19 protein-coding genes are annotated in these 17450 nt (G+C 50.3%); 7 read left to right on the top strand and 12 right to left on the bottom strand.

What is annotated here, in order from left to right:
• Positions 1-136: 136 nt before the first annotated feature.
• Positions 137-826 carry an IclR family transcriptional regulator gene (locus M979_RS00520; protein WP_064553049.1) on the top strand — a complete coding sequence of 230 codons (690 nt, stop codon included), beginning with the start codon at positions 137-139 and terminating at the stop codon, positions 824-826.
• A 37-nt stretch (positions 827-863) separates the two neighbouring features.
• On the opposite strand, the gene thiI is transcribed toward M979_RS00520, so the two are convergent.
• Positions 864-2312 carry a tRNA uracil 4-sulfurtransferase ThiI gene (gene thiI, locus M979_RS00515; protein WP_034457957.1) on the bottom strand — a complete coding sequence of 483 codons (1449 nt, stop codon included), beginning with the start codon at positions 2310-2312 and terminating at the stop codon, positions 864-866.
• A 204-nt stretch (positions 2313-2516) separates the two neighbouring features.
• Here thiI and xseB point away from each other — a divergent pair, with 204 nt between their 5' ends.
• From xseB to M979_RS00495, 4 genes are all read left to right on the top strand, one after another.
• On the top strand, positions 2517-2759 hold the full coding sequence (xseB, locus tag M979_RS00510) for an exodeoxyribonuclease VII small subunit (RefSeq protein ID WP_034457955.1): 243 nt from the start codon (positions 2517-2519) through the stop codon (positions 2757-2759).
• The gene (gene ispA, locus M979_RS00505) at positions 2760-3659 is read left to right on the top strand and encodes a (2E,6E)-farnesyl diphosphate synthase (RefSeq protein WP_064553047.1); all 900 of its coding nucleotides are present in this window, start codon (positions 2760-2762) and stop codon (positions 3657-3659) included.
• Positions 3660-3684: 25 nt separating this feature from the next.
• Complete coding sequence (dxs, locus tag M979_RS00500) at positions 3685-5547, top strand: 1-deoxy-D-xylulose-5-phosphate synthase (RefSeq protein WP_064553045.1); 1863 nt, start codon at positions 3685-3687, stop codon at positions 5545-5547.
• Between the two features lie 186 nt (positions 5548-5733).
• A complete protein-coding gene (locus M979_RS00495; RefSeq protein WP_064553043.1) occupies positions 5734-6708 on the top strand; it encodes an aldo/keto reductase in 975 nt (324 codons plus the stop codon).
• A 51-nt stretch (positions 6709-6759) separates the two neighbouring features.
• Here M979_RS00495 and pgpA read toward each other — a convergent pair whose 3' ends face one another.
• From pgpA to nrdR, 6 genes are all read right to left on the bottom strand, one after another.
• Positions 6760-7266 (bottom strand): phosphatidylglycerophosphatase A, encoded by a 507-nt coding sequence (gene pgpA / locus M979_RS00490; protein WP_034457947.1) that lies wholly within the window; start codon positions 7264-7266, stop codon positions 6760-6762.
• Positions 7253-8230, bottom strand: coding sequence for a thiamine-phosphate kinase (thiL, locus tag M979_RS00485; protein ID WP_064553041.1), 978 nt, complete (start codon positions 8228-8230; stop codon positions 7253-7255). Before thiL ends, pgpA begins: the two co-directional genes overlap by 14 nt.
• 168 nt (positions 8231-8398) lie before the next feature.
• On the bottom strand, positions 8399-8818 hold the full coding sequence (gene nusB, locus M979_RS00480; protein WP_034457944.1) for a transcription antitermination factor NusB: 420 nt from the start codon (positions 8816-8818) through the stop codon (positions 8399-8401).
• A gap of 20 nt (positions 8819-8838) precedes the next feature.
• Entirely contained in the window at positions 8839-9309 is a 471-nt protein-coding gene (gene ribH / locus M979_RS00475) for a 6,7-dimethyl-8-ribityllumazine synthase (RefSeq protein ID WP_034457942.1), read from the bottom strand.
• Positions 9310-9388: 79 nt separating this feature from the next.
• Positions 9389-10504, bottom strand: a complete 1116-nt coding sequence (ribD, locus tag M979_RS00470) for a bifunctional diaminohydroxyphosphoribosylaminopyrimidine deaminase/5-amino-6-(5-phosphoribosylamino)uracil reductase RibD (RefSeq protein ID WP_064553173.1) — start codon at positions 10502-10504, stop codon at positions 9389-9391.
• 5 nt (positions 10505-10509) lie between these two features.
• Positions 10510-10959 carry a transcriptional regulator NrdR gene (nrdR, locus tag M979_RS00465; protein ID WP_034457940.1) on the bottom strand — a complete coding sequence of 150 codons (450 nt, stop codon included), beginning with the start codon at positions 10957-10959 and terminating at the stop codon, positions 10510-10512.
• Positions 10960-11110: 151 nt separating this feature from the next.
• Here nrdR and M979_RS00460 point away from each other — a divergent pair, with 151 nt between their 5' ends.
• Both M979_RS00460 and M979_RS00455 read left to right on the top strand, forming a co-directional pair.
• Positions 11111-11671, top strand: a complete 561-nt coding sequence (locus M979_RS00460; RefSeq protein WP_064553039.1) for a SadB/YajI family lipoprotein — start codon at positions 11111-11113, stop codon at positions 11669-11671.
• 378 nt (positions 11672-12049) lie between these two features.
• The gene (locus M979_RS00455) at positions 12050-12928 is read left to right on the top strand and encodes a nucleoside-specific channel-forming protein Tsx (protein WP_034457936.1); all 879 of its coding nucleotides are present in this window, start codon (positions 12050-12052) and stop codon (positions 12926-12928) included.
• Between the two features lie 31 nt (positions 12929-12959).
• On the opposite strand, the gene M979_RS00450 is transcribed toward M979_RS00455, so the two are convergent.
• From M979_RS00450 to yajC, 5 genes are all read right to left on the bottom strand, one after another.
• A complete protein-coding gene (locus M979_RS00450; protein WP_064553171.1) occupies positions 12960-13679 on the bottom strand; it encodes a helix-turn-helix transcriptional regulator in 720 nt (239 codons plus the stop codon).
• A 71-nt stretch (positions 13680-13750) separates the two neighbouring features.
• Positions 13751-14116: a VOC family protein gene (locus tag M979_RS00445; RefSeq protein ID WP_064553037.1), complete on the bottom strand. Its 366-nt coding sequence runs from the start codon at positions 14114-14116 to the stop codon at positions 13751-13753.
• A gap of 143 nt (positions 14117-14259) precedes the next feature.
• The gene (secF, locus tag M979_RS00440; RefSeq protein ID WP_034457932.1) at positions 14260-15231 is read right to left on the bottom strand and encodes a protein translocase subunit SecF; all 972 of its coding nucleotides are present in this window, start codon (positions 15229-15231) and stop codon (positions 14260-14262) included.
• 10 nt (positions 15232-15241) lie between these two features.
• Positions 15242-17089: a protein translocase subunit SecD gene (gene secD / locus M979_RS00435; protein WP_072009442.1), complete on the bottom strand. Its 1848-nt coding sequence runs from the start codon at positions 17087-17089 to the stop codon at positions 15242-15244.
• 27 nt (positions 17090-17116) lie between these two features.
• Positions 17117-17449, bottom strand: a complete 333-nt coding sequence (gene yajC / locus M979_RS00430) for a preprotein translocase subunit YajC (protein ID WP_034457929.1) — start codon at positions 17447-17449, stop codon at positions 17117-17119.
• Between the last annotated feature and the right edge of the window lies 1 nt (position 17450).

Genomic DNA, 17450 nt, shown 5'->3' with positions numbered 1-17450 from the left:
CACGGTAAACCAATGGTGAACTTGAGAAAGGTCAACGATCGTTTAATCCCGTAATCAGGGTTTAAGGAGTGTGAAGTCGGATCGATAACAGGGGGTTTAGTGATAAACTCAGCGAGGATTGAGGACGGGATATACCATGCCAGAAACGACACAAGGCGTTAATTCAGTTGATATTGCAGTCTCCATTATGGAGTACATCGCCACGCAGCATGGCCGGGCGAGAGCCACGGATGTAGCAGCAGGCTGCGGCTTATCAAAAAGCCGTCTGCATAAGTATCTTGTTTCACTTTGCCGGACGGGAATGTTGTTTCAGGATGGCAGTGGGCAGTACTGCCTGGGTGACACGATTGTGCGGCTCGCAAGTAGTGCGGCAACGCATACTGATCCCCTCTCTTTGATCAACAACTTGCTGTGCGAGTTTCGCGATCGGATGAATCTCTCAACGGGTATGGTCATTGCTCAATCGGGCAATCTTGTTCTACGCCACTATCACCGCAGTTTTCGAAATGTCGAAATTGATTTTCGTGATAATACGCCAATCCCAATTCACTTAAGTGCTGCCGGGCAAGTGTATATGTGCTTTGGCAATTACACGCCAGCGAATGAGCGAGAGCAGCAATTAATTGAAGAGACAACAAAACTGGGATATGCCGTACGCTATAAACCTGCGCAGGGAATTCCGGGCGCGCAATCAATCGCCTGCCCGATACCGGACCGTAAAGGCAATCTATTGGCTATTGGTGTCACAATGGGGTTCTTTGAAAAGGAAGATATTCCAAATATTGCGCGGGAATTAAAACAGGCACTATCAACGCTGAAATTGTGAAAGGGTCTTCCTGAGAGAAAGACCCTTATCAAATAACTTAAGCGCGATAAACCTTAACGTTGTTAAAGCCTTGTTCACGCAGATACAGCGCCTGCAAACGGCTCATCACACCACGATCGCACCACAGCAAATAGTTTTTGCTCTGGTCCAAATCGCCGAATGCGGTGCTCAGTTTATAGAATGGCAGTGATGCCACTTCCACGCCTTCTGGCTTAAATGGCTTATCGTCCTGTTCGTCGATAGAACGAATGTCCAGCAGCACGTCATTCGGGCCAAATGCGTCAACGGTTTCAACTTCTGTCACCACTTCTTTGGTCTGATTGGCGATTTCGCGAATATCAATGTTCGTCGCTTCTTCAACCACGCGATCCAGAATAGAGAAATCAAAGTTGGCTTCTTCGGCTTCAATCTTCGCTTTTACCGCTTTCACGGTTGGGCTTTTCGAGATCACGCCGCAGTATTCCGGCATGGTACGCGCAAAGTCAGCAGTACCAATTTCACGCGCAAGATCGATGATGTGCTCTTTATCGTGAGAGATAAGCGGACGCAGAATCAGCGTATCGGAAACGTTGTCGATCAAACGCAGGTTAGTCAGCGTCTGGCTGGAAACCTGGCCCAGTGCTTCGCCGGTTACCAGCGCCTGCACGCCGTAACGCTCTGCGACTTTAGAAGCGGCACGCACGAACATACGTTTGAGCACCACGCCCATCTGGCCATCTTCGACTTTTTCAAGAATCTCGCCAACGACCGGCTCAAAGTTGATCGCAACGAAACGCACGCGGTGGGAGCTACCAAAGCGGTTCCACAGATAGTGAGCAACTTGTTTAACGCCGATTTCGTGCGCGGCACCACCGAGGTTAAAGAAGCAGTAATGCACGCGGCAACCACGGCGCATCAGCATATAGCTGGAAACACCGGAGTCGAAGCCGCCGGAAATCAAAGACAGCACATCTTCCTGGGTGCCAATCGGGAAACCACCAATACCTTCATAGCGGCCTTTTACCAGCAGCAGACGGTCATTTTCAATTTCCAGGTTAACTGTAACTTCTGGCTTGGTCAGTTTTACGCGTGCTGATTCAATGTGTTGATTCAGGCCGCCACCGACATAACGCTCAACTTCAATCGAGCTAAACTCATGTTTACCACGACGTTTCACACGCACGCAGAAGGTTTTGCCTTCCAGTTGATCGCGATAAAGCTCCAGCGCCTGCTCGAAGATATTGTGCAAATCGGTAAACGGCACATCTTCAACTTCCAGAATATGGTGAATACCGGGAATGCGGGTCAACGCTTCACGAATGGCGATACGCTGATTTTCATCTTTAGCGCGAACTTCAATGTTGTCCCAGTGGCGAACAACCGCCAGATCTTCATCGTAGTGTTTTAAAACGTTGCGAATGTTCCCGGTGAGCATCTTAATAAAGCGTATGCGCACAGATTGACTCTTGATGGTGATTTCCGGGAACAATTTAATGATAAACTTCATGGCGGCTTAGATTCGTTGATGAGCCAGGCATGACTAATCATGCGGGCTGGAAGACTTAAAGAACTGCAACGGCGAGTTGCCGCTGCATCCGAGGCGCGCAAGTATATCACTAACCTCTGCTAACCAACATGCTCATGGTTACTTGCTTGTCAGTTTCCGCTACCATTGCAGAGTCGCAAAAATTATTAGAGTCAGACATTCACTATGCCGAAAAAAACCGAAGTCCCGGCCAGTTTTGAAACTGCGCTTGTGGAGCTTGAGCAGATTGTTACTCGTCTGGAGAGCGGAGATTTAGCGCTCGAAGAGGCGTTAAATGAATTTGAGCGTGGAGTGCAGCTTGCACGCCAGGGTCAGGTGAAACTGCAGCAAGCAGAACAACGCGTACAAATCCTGCTAAGCGATAGCGAAGACGCCCCACTCAAGCCTTTTACCCCGGATAACGAGTAAATGGATTTTAACCATCAGTTGCAGGCCCACGCCGAGCGGGCCAACGATGCGCTGCTGCGTTTTCTGGCACCGCTACCGTTTCAGAACACTCCTCTGGTTGAGGCTATGCACTATGGCGCACTATTTGGTGGCAAGAGACTGCGTCCTTTCCTGGTCTACGCGACCGGGGAAATGTTCGGCATAGCGCAAGAGACGCTGGATGCACCTGCTGCGGCAATCGAATGCATCCATGCTTATTCATTGATTCATGATGATTTGCCGGCCATGGACGACGACGATCTGCGTCGTGGGCAACCAACTTGCCACATCAAATTCGGTGAAGCGAGCGCCATTTTGGCCGGAGATGCCCTACAAACACTGGCATTTTCTATACTCAGTGATGCACCAATGGCTGGCGTCGCTATTGCTGACCGACTCGCGATGGTGAAAGAACTGGCTACAGCCAGTGGCGTTGCCGGAATGTGTGGCGGCCAGGCACTGGATCTGGAAGCAGAAGGCAAGCATGTGGATCTGCAAAGCCTTGAGCGCATTCATCGCCACAAAACAGGGGCGTTAATTCGCGCTTCTGTTCGTCTGGGCGCGCTGAGCGCAGGTGATGCGGGCCGTGCTGCCCTGCCGTTGCTTGACCGTTATGCTGAAAGCATCGGCCTGGCATTCCAGGTTCAGGACGATATCCTCGACGTTATTGGTGATACCGCTACACTGGGTAAACGCCAGGGCGCCGACCAGCAACTGGGTAAAAGTACCTATCCGGCCTTGTTGGGGCTTGAAAATGCCAAAGCTAAAGCCTGGGATCTCTACCAGGATTCTCTCAGGGCGCTGGAAGGCCTGGCTCGCCAGTCGTTAGACACTACCGCACTGGAAGCGTTAGCGAGCTATATAATCCAACGTGATAAATAATTAATAACACCACGATGAGTTTCTAATGAGTTTTGATATTGCCAAATACCCGACCCTCGCACTGGTGGAATCAGCCCCTGAGCTACGCCTGTTGCCAAAAGAGAGCTTACCGAAACTTTGTGATGAGCTGCGTCGTTACCTGCTCGATAGCGTAAGCCGTTCCAGCGGGCATTTTGCCTCTGGCCTTGGCACGGTAGAACTGACCGTGGCGCTCCACTATGTGTATAACACTCCGTTTGACCAGTTAATCTGGGATGTCGGTCATCAGGCTTATCCGCATAAAATCATTACTGGCCGTCGTGACAAAATTGGCACAATCCGCCAGAAAGGCGGCTTACACCCCTTCCCGTGGCGCGCCGAAAGCGAATATGACGTATTGAGCGTGGGCCACTCGTCGACCTCAATCAGCGCGGGAATCGGTATTGCTGTTGCCGCAGGAAAAGAGGGCAAAGACCGCCGCACAGTTTGCGTGATTGGCGATGGCGCAATTACCGCAGGTATGGCGTTTGAAGCGATGAACCATGCCGGTGACATTCGCCCAAATATGCTCGTCATTCTCAACGACAACGAAATGTCGATTTCCGAGAATGTCGGTGCGTTGAACAATCATCTTGCACAATTGCTTTCCGGGAAACTTTATTCTTCGCTGCGTGAAGGCGGGAAAAAAGTGTTCTCTGGCGTACCGCCGATTAAAGAACTGCTCAAACGTACCGAAGAGCACCTGAAAGGTATGGTGGTGCCGGGTACGTTGTTTGAAGAGTTAGGCTTTAACTATATTGGCCCGGTTGATGGACACGATGTTGTCGGCCTGGTCAATACACTTAAGAACATGCGTGACCTGAACGGCCCGCAGTTCCTGCACATCATGACTAAAAAAGGTCGTGGTTATGCGCCTGCTGAAAAAGACCCGATTAGCTTCCATGCGGTGCCAAAATTTGACCCGCAAAGCGGCACACTGCCGAAAGCTGCGGGTGGCCTGCCAAGCTATTCGAAAATCTTTGGTAACTGGCTATGCGAAACCGCAGCCAAAGACGACAAACTCATGGCCGTTACGCCTGCGATGCGCGAAGGCTCGGGCATGGTGGAGTTTTCACGCCAGTATCCATCACAGTATTTTGATGTCGCCATTGCTGAACAGCACGCCGTGACGTTTGCGGCAGGTCTTGCCATTGGCGGTTACAAACCGGTTGTCGCCATTTACTCAACCTTCCTGCAACGTGCGTACGATCAGGTGATTCACGATGTGGCTATCCAGAAGCTGCCGGTGTTATTTGCCATCGACCGTGCGGGGATTGTTGGCGCTGACGGGCAAACCCACCAGGGCGCGTTCGACATCTCCTTCCTGCGATGCATTCCTGAAATGGTCATCATGACGCCAAGTGATGAGAACGAATGCCGCCAGATGCTGCACACCGGTTATCACTACAACGCAGGCCCATCTGCGGTGCGTTATCCGCGTGGGAATGGTACTGGTGCTGAGTTGCAACCCCTGGAATTGCTGCCAATCGGTAAAGGCGTGAAGAAACGTGAAGGTGAGAAAATCGCACTGCTGAACTTCGGCACTCTGTTGCCAGAAGCCCAAGCGGTTGCGCAATCACTTAACGCCACGCTGGTTGATATGCGTTTTGTGAAACCACTCGATGAAGCCTTAATTCTGGAACTGGCAGCCAGTCATGAATCGCTGGTGACGATTGAAGAAAATGCGGTCATTGGTGGTGCTGGCAGCGGCGTCAATGAAGTGCTGATGGCTAATCGTAAAGTGGTTCCGGTGCTCAATATCGGCCTGCCTGATTACTTTATTCCGCAAGGCACTCAGGAAGAAGCGCGCGCCGCCATCGGCCTGGATGTTCAGGGCATGGAAACCCGGATTCGCGACTGGCTTAAATAATCCCCCTCCTCCACTCCTGCTATGCTTATAACCGATTCTTACTTCTCTAAATAATTCGAGTTGCAGGAAGGCGGCAAAAGAGAGAATCCCCAGGAGCTTACTAAAGTAAGTGACTGGGGTGAACGAATGCAGCCAACACTCCTGAGGCTCGAAGTATGACGAGTAAAATTATGCAGGAGTGGAACCATGCACTACAACACGTTAGGAAAAACAGACCTCAAAGTTTCCCGCGTTTGCCTGGGTTGTATGACTTTTGGCGAGCCAGACCGCGGCAAACACGCCTGGACGCTCCCTGAAGAGAGCAGTCGCCTCATCATCAAACACGCCATCGATAACGGCATTAATTTCTTTGATACCGCCAATAGCTATTCCGACGGTAGCAGCGAAGAGATTGTCGGGCGCGCACTTAAAGACTTCATGCGCCGCGAAGATTATGTACTGGCCACTAAGGTGTACCATCAGGTTGGCGATCTTGCCGAAGGCTTATCGCGTGCACAGATTTTGCGTTCGATTGATGACAGCCTGCGACGCCTGGGAACGGATTATGTCGATCTGCTGCAAATCCACCGTTGGGACTACAACACGCCCATTGAGGAAACGCTTGAAGCGCTAAACGACGTGGTGAAAGCGGGGAAAGCCCGCTATATCGGCGCATCGTCCATGCACAGTTCCCAGTTTGCACAAGCGCTGGCATTACAGGATCAACATGGTTGGGCGCGTTTCGTCACCATGCAAGATCACTACAATCTGATCTACCGCGAAGAAGAACTCGATATGCTGCCGCTTTGCTACGAACAGGGGATCGCCGTGATCCCATGGAGCCCGCTGGCGCGCGGTAAGTTGACTCGCCCATGGGGTGATACCACCGCGCGATCGGTGTCTGATGAGTTCGGTAAAACGCTCTACGAAGGGAGTCGGGATAACGATGCGATGATTGCAGAACGCCTGGCGAATGTCGCGGATGATAAAGGCGTGTCACGCGCTCAGGTCGCGCTGGCATGGCTGTTAAGCAAGCCTGGCGTTGCCGCGCCGATTATTGGCGTTTCCCGCGAACATCAACTGGATGATTTGCTCGGAGCAGTGGATTTAACGCTAAAACCTGAAGAGATTGCCGAGCTGGAAACGGTATATGAACCGCATGAAAAGGTAGGATTTAAGTAACTATTAATGCCCTCACACTCTCCAGAGGGAGTGCGTGAGGGTTGTTTTAAATCAGAACAAACCAATCGGCCAGTGGTGACCAATCACATAGATTATTCCCGCGGAGAACACCCCGGCGACAATGTCATCCACCATGATCCCCATGCCACCATGCACATTGCGGTCAAACCAACGAATTGGCCATGGCTTCCAGATATCGAGAATTCGGAATACCAAAAAGCCTGCGGCAACCCAACGCCAATCGTTGATTGGCAGTGCCATCAGAGTAATCCACATGCCGATGAATTCATCCCACACAATGCTGCCGTGGTCATGAACTCCCATATCACGTGCGGTCTGGTGGCACAGATAAACACCGATACAAATACCGAGCATGATGACCATGGAATAGAGCTGCCATGGCAAAAATGTCATTACATACCAGAATGGGATCGCTGCAAGCGACCCCGCGGTACCGGGCATTATTGGGCTTAAGCCGCTGCCAAAACCAGTGGCAAGCAAATGCCATGGATTGCTGAGTTTGAGACGGCTTTTAGCCACATCTTTAGCACGAGGCAAAGTGATCGTATCCTTTTAAATCCAGCTTAACCGGTTTGCCATTTTGCAAGAACTGCAGCCCTTCAGAATCAGGCGCAACCTGGCCGATGCAGGTAAATGGAATCCCAAGATTACCAATAGCCACATCCAGGGCACCACGATTGAGTTCCGGCACGGTAAAGCACAGCTCGTAATCTTCTCCGCCAGAAAGCGCCCATTGCAACGCAAGTTCATCGCTAACGTTAGCTTTCAACGCAGTCGAATATGGCAGAGCATCGAGATCAATGCGCGCTCCACACTCACTCGCTTTAAGGATATGACCCAAATCAGAGATTAGCCCGTCAGAGAGATCAATTGCACTGCTGGCAAGATCACGTAAGGCCTGCCCGTGCAGCACGCGAGGAGTTGGGCGCAAATGGCGTTGAGTAAGATATTCAGCCTGTGCCGAATCTTTAACGACTAAACGATCTTGCAGTATGGCAAGGCCTGCGGCGCTATCACCTGGCGTACCCGTGACATAAATCCAGTCACCAGGGCGAGCTCCGCTACGTTTTAGCGCACGCCCCACCGGCACCAGGCCGTGAATACCAAGCGTCATTGCGAGCGGGCCACGGGTGGTATCACCGCCGATGAGCTGCATATCGTAGTATTCGAGTTGTTCAAACAAACTATCGCTGAAGGCTTCAAGCCAGCTTTCATCGACTTCAGGAAGGGTAATAGCCAGCGTCAACCAGGCTGGATCGGCGCCCATAGCAGCCAAATCGCTTAGATTAACTGCCAGAGCTTTGTAGCCCAAATCGCGAGGATTAATATCCGGCAGGAAGTGGATGCCTGAGACTAGCGTATCGGTGCTTATCGCTAAAAGTTGCTTCTCGGCTACCGTCAGCAAGGCACAATCATCGCCGATTCCGGTTTCCACATCGCGACGGGAACTGCTTACGCGATCAAAATAACGGGCAATTAAGGAAAACTCACCGCATGCCATTCGTTACGCCTCTGAATATACCCGTCATTCTGCAAGCTGCAGGGGTCTTAGCTGCAACTCGAATGCTAACGGATATAGAATAAAAAAAGGCCGGGTATTCAGTATTCTTTAGGCTACAGCGTTGTTAGCTGTAGCTCAAAAACTCATGAATAATCACCGGCCAGAAGATTACTTTTTGCGGGGACGAATCTGTGGAGCAGCTTTATCAAGCACACCATTTACGAACTTGTGGCTGTCTTCGGCACCGAAGGTTTTCGCAAGATCAATGGCTTCGTTGATTGCCACTTTGTATGGCACGTCATCACGTTTAGCCAATTCAAACAGTGCAATACGCAGAACCGCTTTTTCTACCTGACCCAGCTCTTCGAGCTGGCGAGACAGGTAAGGCTTCATTAGCCCATCCAGATACGCGCTGTTAGTAGCCACCCCGACCAACAGTTCGCGGAAGTAGTTAACGTCAACGTCTTTGACGTCCTGTTCAGCCAGGAACTGGTATTCGACATCAGCGATGTCATTTCGAGATAACTGCCAGGAGTATAGCGCCTGAACGGCACACTCACGGGCACGGCGACGAGCAGCAGGTTTCACAGATTTCCCCTTACAAAAAATCAGGCCTTGATGGCTTTCAATACATTAATCATTTCAAGCGCGGTCAGTGCAGCTTCTGCACCCTTGTTACCGGCTTTTGTGCCAGCGCGTTCGATGGCTTGTTCAATACTTTCGGTGGTCAGCACGCCAAAGGCGACTGGAATACCACTTTCCTGCGCAACATGTGCCAGGCCATTGCTGGCACCACCAGCAACATATTCAAAGTGAGCTGTACCGCCACGGATAACCGTGCCCAGCGCAATCACCGCGTCATAATTACCGGTTTTCGCCAGTGCATCTGCCGCCAATGGCAACTCATAAGCACCCGGAACCCAGACCACGGTGATATTTTCATCTTTAACCTGGCCGATACGTTTCAGGGCGTCAAGCGCACCATCCAGCAGGCTGTCATTGATGAAGTTGTTAAAACGCGCGATGGTGATGGCGACGCGAGCGTCTGGAGTAGCAACGGCTGCTTCAATGATGTTCATATTCTTCCTTTACGGTTCTGTTTAGCCCCGTTAGGGGGGCGGATTTTATCATAATCTTTTCGCGGCTGCTTACGTTTTACTAACGTGCGATACGCTGCGTCAAATGCAGGCATAAATCAGGGCCGACCTGACGGACTTCGCTAAAGCTAAATTCGGGCGCATCGGCTAATTTTTCAAGCCCCGGCAGGTTACATAAGCCACGCGCCTCGTTACCTAATAATTTCGGTGCTACATACACAATCAACTCATCAACCAGACCGGCTTGCAGTAGCGCGCCACCAAGTGTTGCGCCCGCCTCCACCCAAATGGAATTCACCTGACGTTTGCCAAGTAACATCATCATAACGACCAAATCGAGATGGCCGTTATGCTCTGGCACGATAAATTGCTCAACACCGTCAGGCCATATTTGCTCATCGGCTTTACAACGTGCAAGCCAGGTTTCACCTGCCTGAGCGATAATTTTGTGTTGCGGCGTCACGCGATTTTCTCGGTCGAGAATAATGCGCGTTGGCTGGCGTAAGTTTTCCTGGGCGTAAACTGCCTGAGTCGCGCTGCCTAATTCGTTCCAACGCACAGTGAAAGATGGATCATCAGCCAACACCGTTGCACTGCTGCTTAGAATAGCTGCACTTTGCGCACGCAGGCGCTGCACATCCCGGCGTGATTCAGGTGAAGTGATCCACTGACTTTCACCACTGGCCATCGCGGTACGGCCATCGAGCGATGCACCCAGCTTGAGTTGAATATACGGGAAACCGGTACGCATGCGCTTCAGGAAGCCCCGGTTAATGACCTCGGCTTCGTTCATCATCAAACCATGGCTCACATCAATGCCAGCCTGTTGCAAACGGTATAAACCACGCCCGGCAACTTGTGGATTTGGGTCTTGCATCGCGGCAACCACACGCGAAACACCAGCCGCAATTAACGCATCACAGCACGGTGGTGTGCGACCATGGTGACTACAAGGCTCTAATGTGACATACGCTGTAGCACCTTGTGCTTTGTCACCAGCCATGCGCAACGCATGAACTTCTGCATGAGGCTCACCGGCACGAAAGTGGAAACCCTCACCAACAATTTCGCCATCTTTGGCAATCACGCAGCCAACATTCGGGTTCGGCATGGTGGTGAAACGCCCGCGCTTTGCCAATTGCAAAGCACGAGCCATAAATTTTTCATCAAGCGACATCAGCATTAATCCTGTAAACGGGCAATTTCTTCGCCAAATTCGCGGATATCTTCAAAGCTGCGGTAAACCGAAGCAAAGCGGATATATGCCACTTTATCGAGTTTTTTCAGTTGCTCCATCACCAGATTGCCGATCATTTTGCTTGGCACTTCACGTTCACCGGTACCACGCAGATGAGATTTAATATGGTTTACCGCTGTTTCTACATCGTCAGAGCTTACCGGGCGTTTTTCCAGTGCTTTTAGAATACCGCTACGTAGTTTGTCTTCATTAAACGGTTCGCGAACATCATTACTTTTCACGACGCGTGGCATCACCAACTCCGCCACTTCAAAAGTCGTAAAACGCTCATGACAAACCAGGCACTGACGGCGACGACGCACGGATGACCCTTCGCCGACAAGCCGGGAATCAATCACTTTGGTGTCTACTGCGAAACAGAATGGGCAATGCATGGCGCGTCCTGAAGGATTATTCAAATGAACAATAGTTTACCGCGAAGTAGCGGGAGTACAAAGGTAACGCCACCTCATCCCAACAAATATGACTTTTCATTAGCGACAAGCTACGCTTAATTCAGGAAAGAACCTCAAGGAAAAATTAGCGATGACAAAGAGTTACCTAAGAATTCTCCTGGTTACCAGCCTGGTGAGCCTCAGTGCCTGCGCACAACAAACTGAAGTGCGCCAAATGAAAAGCGAAGTGGGTTCTTTAAATAAAGAAATGACCCAGCTCACTGATCAGACCGTGAAACTGACGCAACAAAATGCACTGAACGCTAAATCAACGACTGGTGTCTATTTGTTACCCGGTTCTAAAACTCCGGCGCGCCTGAATAGTCAGTTAGGCAATCTGCAAATGTCGCTGAGCAGCATTACCCCGGAAGCAAATGGCACCCGTGTGATGCTCATGATCAAAGGTGAGTCCAACGATCCGCTGCCTGCTTTTACCGGCAAAGTAGAATGGGGGGAAATACAGGGCACCACGGATAACTACCAGGAAGTGAACGTTCAGTCGCAACAATTCAATGCGCCTGCGAGCGTATTAGCACCGAGCGATGTCAGTATTCCGTTAGTGCTTTCAGGGCTTTCGCCTGACCAATTAGGTTTTGTGAGAATTCACGATATACAACCCGTCGATCCTTCCCTGGCGCTACCAGTCCAGTAATAAACAACTACCCTCGCGTTTGTGGGGGTAACCCTCAGTAACATCTGCGTTTTTTGTTACAACTCAACGAATGAAACCCGATCAACTCCTTTCTCTCTGATAAATAAATCTAGTGATCTTAATCACATATATTTGTAACAACGGGCCATCTATTTGCTTAAATTCACGAAGCAGGTAGAATCTCGCCCGTTTTTAATGTGCGCAATTGAGAACGCAATCGATTACGCACTTGTCGATAATGTGAAATGAAACATATTTTTGTGAGCAGGGATTTCTATAATAGGCGCGTCAATAAGAACCAAGTGAATGGTTGATGACCTTAGGTGATAAAACACCTCCTGCCCTCACGGGATTCATGTAAAAACAGTGGCATATAAAATGAAAAAAATTATTTTGGCGGCTAGCACCGTCCTGGCGCTTTCAAGCTCTTTCGCGGCTCACGCCGAAGAAACAAAAAACACTGAATACCTTTCTGATTGGTGGCACCAAAGCGTTAACGTTGTAGGCAGCTACCACACCCGTTTCGGGCCACAAATCCGTAACGATACCTATCTGGAATATGAAGCTTTCGCTAAGAAAGATTGGTTCGACTTCTATGGTTACATGGATGCGCCAGTATTCTTCGGTGGTAACACTGATGCGAAAGGTATCTGGAACCACGGTTCTCCGCTGTTTATGGAAATTGAACCACGTTTCTCTATCGACAAGCTGACTGGCACTGACCTGAGCTTCGGTCCGTTCAAAGAGTGGTATGTTGCAAACAACTATATCTACGATATGGGTCGCAACAAAGATGGCCGTCAGAGCACCTGGTACATGGGTCTGGGTACCGACATCGATACTGGCCTGCCAATGAGCCTGTCCATGAACGTGTATGCAAAATACCAGTGGCAGAACTATGGCGCATCCAACGAAAACGAGTGGGATGGCTACCGTTTCAAAGTGAAATACTTTGTGCCGATTACTTCCCTGTGGGGCGGTAACCTGAGCTACATCGGTTTCACAAACTTTGACTGGGGTTCAGATCTGGGCGACGACAATTTCCTTGATCAGAATGGCAAACAAGCTCGCACCAGTAACTCTATCGCTTCCAGCCATGTTCTTTCTCTGAACTATGATCACTTCCATTATGCAGTTGTTGCCCGTTACTGGCACAACGGTGGCCAGTGGAACGATGATGCAGATCTTAGCTTTATGAATGAGAACGTGCGCTCCACTGGTTGGGGTGGTTACTTAGTGGTTGGTTACAACTTCTAATCGCTGTCTGAATCTTTAAAAAGCCGATCCGCTATTTGCCGATCGGCTTTTTTGTTTCTGGAAGACAGCCTTCATTTTGCTGTAACTGAATGAAATGATTCAGAGAACGATCGGGGCGTTCAGAGAAATTCCGCCCTGCTGGTGTGACTGACAAACAGCGATCCACGCGAAAACTACGGTAATCCTCGCGCACCTCACACCAGGCTACCAGTAACCAAACATCTCCCCAGAAAGTCAGCCCTAGTGGATGTATATTTCGGCTCGACACTCGGCCCTGTTCATCCTCATAACTGATATGAAGCACCTGTAACTGTCCGATAGCAGAATGAAAAACGTCAAACCAGGTTTTAACCTGCGGGTATTTATTAAAATCCGGTGAAAGAATACGAGACCGTTCAGCAACTACTCGTCGCTGTGGGGTCAAAATTCCCAGCAGTTTTTCCTCCGCAGTTCCTGCTGCCTGTGCAAGCGTTTCACCACTCCAGGTTTGCACCAAACGTATCGCAGCAACCAGGGCTTCCACTTCCATTGGCGTTAGCATCAGCGGCGGTAAATCGTAACCTGGCAGCAAACGATAGCCACACCCTGCCTCACCTTCAATGGGAACACCGGAAAGTGAAAGATCACGGATATCGCGATAGATAGTGCGCTCAGAAACCTCGAGGCGTTCGGCAAGTAACGCTGCCGTGGAAATACGACGCCCACGCAGGATCTGGACGATTTGAAAAAGGCGGTCTGCTCTTCGGCTCATGGCGTTATTTCGAAAAAGTAATGCCTGCCAGAATTTCCGACAGGCGTTCGTCATTCAGTATATACCGGGACTCAAACGGGTTGGTGTAACCCGACACGATTGCCTTCACTGTCGATGATCAGTGCAAAAGTACCAATATCATCAGGAAGCTCTTGCGGGCCAAAGACACATTCCCCTCCGGAACTAGCCACTCGCTCAAGCATCGCGCTCAAGTCAGATGCATGCAGGTAAACCACCGAACCTTGCGCCGAAGGTTTGAACGCATCAGATTTTAACAACGCTCCACCGGGATTAGGTTTGGTATGCGGGAAAATAGCCATTTCCATACCGGGCATCGTTTCACGATGAAGCTTAGTTGCAAAAACCGCCTCGTAAAAAGCCGCCGCGCGTTCCAGATCTTGTACCGGAATTTCAAACCAATTGATGATGGTGTCCATTTGTTTACTCCTCAGTGATAGGGTTCATTAAGGAGTCTAACCAGACCCTCCTGACAGCATACTGTCAGGAGACTTTTATACCGTCGAAAAAAAAACCGCAGCACAATGGCCGCGGTTTTCGATATCAGCAAATGCCCTGATTATTAAGGCAGAATCGACGGTTGATCCGCACCTTCTTTCTCTACTTTCTGCTGCAACATGTGCTCACGCTTCATGCCCAGTTTCAACGCCAGTGCTGACGCCACGTAGATAGAAGAAACAGTACCGATAGAAACACCGATAAGCATGGTCAGTGAGAAGCCTTTCAGCATCGCACCACCAAACAGATACAACATCAGAATCACAACCAACGTAGTACCGGATGTAATCAACGTACGATGCAGAGTCTGCGTCAAAGAAACGTTGAAGATTTCGTAAGGCGTTCCGCGACGAATCTTGCGGAAGTTTTCACGAATACGGTCAGATACGACGATACTGTCATTCAGTGAGTAGCCGATAACCGACATCAACGATGCGACGATGGTCAGGTCTATCTCAATATGGAATAGCGACAGTACACCCAGAGTAATGATCACGTCGTGCATCAGCGCGATAACCACACCGGCAGCCAGACGCCACTCAAAGCGGAATCCAACATATACCAGGATGGAAAGCAGCGCGGCCAGCAGTGCCAGAGCACCGTTTTGAGCAAGATCGGCACCCACACTTGGGCCTACGAACTCAATACGTTTTACACCTGCATTCTGGCTAGTCGCTTCGTTAATGACGCTAACGACTTTGCTCCCTAACACCTGCCCACCGGTTTCCCCTTTGGCAGGTGGCATACGTACCATAATGTCGCGGCTGCTACCGAAGTTCTGCACCAGCGGATCAGCAAAGCCCGCCTTCTGCAACGCTTCACGCATCTGGTCTAAATCCGCTGGTTTTTCCAGCGAGATTTCGATAACCGTACCACCGGTGAAATCCAGACCCCAGTTAAAACCTTTCACGCCGATAATGACGAGAGAAAGGATTAGCAAGAACCCGGAGATACCGAAAGCCCAGAAATCCCAGCGCATAAAGTCATGGACTCTACGGCCGTAGTTCAATTGTTCAACAGTATATTCCTGTGCCACAACGCACTCCTCAGATAGACAGCTTGTTGATGCGTTTGCCGCCGTACAACAGGTTTACGATGGCACGGGTACCGACGATTGCGGTAAACATGGACGTCGCCACACCAATACCGGTTGTGATCGCAAAGCCTTTAATTGCCCCGGTGCCTACGGCATACAGGATGATGACCTTGATAAGCGTCGTAATGTTGGCATCGAAAATAGAGCTGAACGCGCCCTGGTAGCCCTCGTGGATAGCCTGTTGTACCGAACGTCCGTTACTAAGTTCTTCCTTAATACGTTCGTTTATCAGTACGTTGGCATCGACGGCGACGGCAAGGGTTAGCACGATCCCCGCAATCCCCGGCATGGTGAGCGTTGCCCCCGGCAGAAGGGACATAATCCCCACAATCATCACCAGGTTAACCAACAGTGCAGAGGTCGCAATCAGGCCAAACTTCTTATAGAAGAACAGCATAAAGATGATTGAAACAGCCAGACCTGCCAGACACGCTTCAAGACCTTGCTTGATGTTTTCCATACCCAGAGTTGGGCCGATGGTACGTTCTTCAACAATCTGAATTGGCGCAATCAATGCACCCGCACGCAGCAGTAGAGAAAGCTGGCGAGCTTCATTTGGATTGCTAATACCGGTGATACGGAAGCTGTTACCCAGACGTGACTGAATGTTCGCCACGTTAATAACTTCTTCTTGTTTCGCCAGAATTGCACGACCAGTGGAATCTTTCTTACCGCTGTCTTTGTACTCCACAAATAGGGTTGCCATCGGTTTACCGATGTTGTCCTTGGTGAAGTTAGACATGATGTTACCACCAGCGCTATCAAGTGAAATATTCACCTGAGCCTGATTGTATTCATCCATGCTGGAAGTGGAGTCAGTGATATGGTCACCGGTCAGAATCACACGCTTGTACAGGACAACCGGTTGACCTTCACGGGTCTGTTTCACTTCGGAATCACCCGGCACACGGCCAGAAGCCGCAGCGGAAGCATCCACGTTAGTGTTGACCAGTCGGAATTCAAGCGTTGCAGTCGCGCCAAGAATCTCTTTCGCACGCGCAGTATCCTGAATACCAGGTAGTTCAACAACAATGCGATCCGCACCCTGACGCTGTACCAATGGCTCAGCAACGCCCAGTTGGTTTACACGGTTACGCAGGATATTGATGTTCTGTTGAACGGCATACTCACGCGCTTCACTCAGGCGAGCATCTGTCATTACAGCACGCATTGCGTTGCTGCCTTGAGCAGAAAGCACCAAATCACGATGGCGTGGAGTTAAATAGGAGATAGCGTCATCACGCGTTTTGCTGTCACGGAAAACAACATTGACACCATAGTTATCGGCTTTACGCACGTTAGTGTACGCAATGCTCTTATCGCGCAAGTCAGTGCGCAGGTTATCAATAATTTGTTCCTGCAACTTGCTCAGAGCGGTATCCATGTCGACTTCCATCAGGAAGTGCACGCCACCACGCAGATCAAGACCGAGTTTCATCGGTTCTGCGGAAATAGCGGATAACCAGCGAGGAGTCGCCGCAGCTAAGTTAAGCGCCACAACGTATTTATCGCCAAGGACGCTCATCAGCGCCTCGCGAGCACGAAGCTGCGTATCAGTGGTGTCAAAGCGTGCAAGAATCGCACCCTCTTCCAGGGCCACAGACTTAGCGGGGATTTTTTCTGCGTTTAAGGTGTTCTGGACCTGGATCAGCGTTTGCTCACTGGCGGCGACGCCGCGCGCGCCAGTGATCTGAACTGCCGGATCCTCACCATATAGGTTGGGAAGTGCGTATAGCAGACCGACGATAAACACGACGATCAGCATGATGTACTTCCACAAAGGATAGCGGTTTAGCACGGTAGTTCCCTTAGGGAAAAACGAATATTACAGCGCCTTCATAGTGCCTTTCGGCAGAACGGCAGCTACGAAATCACGCTTGATAACCACTTCAGTGGTGTCGTTTAACGCAATAGAGATATAGCCAGTTTCAGCTACTTTCACTACGCGACCAACCAGACCACCGGTAGTCAGCACTTCATCCCCTTTAGAGATGGAGTCCATCAGCTTTTTATGCTCTTTGGTACGTTTTTGCTGTGGGCGCAGGATCATGAAATAGAAGATCAGACCAAAAACCACCAGCATAAGAATCAAAGAGTACGGGCTACCCTGCGCCGGAGCACCTGTTGCAGCAACCGCATCAGAAATGATAAAGCTCATT

The sequence above is a fragment of the Buttiauxella noackiae ATCC 51607 genome, assembly GCF_001654865.1.
Lineage (GTDB): Bacteria > Pseudomonadota > Gammaproteobacteria > Enterobacterales > Enterobacteriaceae > Buttiauxella > Buttiauxella noackiae.
The sequence above is the reverse complement of the archived record's forward strand: the minus strand, read 5'-3'. Positions and strand labels throughout refer to the sequence as shown.

Coding starts and splice junctions, on each gene's coding strand:
- M979_RS00520 (WP_064553049.1), top strand. CDS start 137: ATGCCAGAAACGACACAAGGCGTTAATTCAGTTGATATTGCAGTCTCC.
- thiI (WP_034457957.1), bottom strand. CDS start 2,312: ATGAAGTTTATCATTAAATTGTTCCCGGAAATCACCATCAAGAGTCAA.
- xseB (WP_034457955.1), top strand. CDS start 2,517: ATGCCGAAAAAAACCGAAGTCCCGGCCAGTTTTGAAACTGCGCTTGTG.
- ispA (WP_064553047.1), top strand. CDS start 2,760: ATGGATTTTAACCATCAGTTGCAGGCCCACGCCGAGCGGGCCAACGAT.
- dxs (WP_064553045.1), top strand. CDS start 3,685: ATGAGTTTTGATATTGCCAAATACCCGACCCTCGCACTGGTGGAATCA.
- M979_RS00495 (WP_064553043.1), top strand. CDS start 5,734: ATGCACTACAACACGTTAGGAAAAACAGACCTCAAAGTTTCCCGCGTT.
- thiL (WP_064553041.1), bottom strand. CDS start 8,230: ATGGCATGCGGTGAGTTTTCCTTAATTGCCCGTTATTTTGATCGCGTA.
- ribH (WP_034457942.1), bottom strand. CDS start 9,309: ATGAACATCATTGAAGCAGCCGTTGCTACTCCAGACGCTCGCGTCGCC.
- ribD (WP_064553173.1), bottom strand. CDS start 10,504: ATGTCGCTTGATGAAAAATTTATGGCTCGTGCTTTGCAATTGGCAAAG.
- nrdR (WP_034457940.1), bottom strand. CDS start 10,959: ATGCATTGCCCATTCTGTTTCGCAGTAGACACCAAAGTGATTGATTCC.
- M979_RS00460 (WP_064553039.1), top strand. CDS start 11,111: ATGACAAAGAGTTACCTAAGAATTCTCCTGGTTACCAGCCTGGTGAGC.
- M979_RS00455 (WP_034457936.1), top strand. CDS start 12,050: ATGAAAAAAATTATTTTGGCGGCTAGCACCGTCCTGGCGCTTTCAAGC.
- M979_RS00450 (WP_064553171.1), bottom strand. CDS start 13,679: ATGAGCCGAAGAGCAGACCGCCTTTTTCAAATCGTCCAGATCCTGCGT.
- M979_RS00445 (WP_064553037.1), bottom strand. CDS start 14,116: ATGGACACCATCATCAATTGGTTTGAAATTCCGGTACAAGATCTGGAA.
- yajC (WP_034457929.1), bottom strand. CDS start 17,449: ATGAGCTTTATCATTTCTGATGCGGTTGCTGCAACAGGTGCTCCGGCG.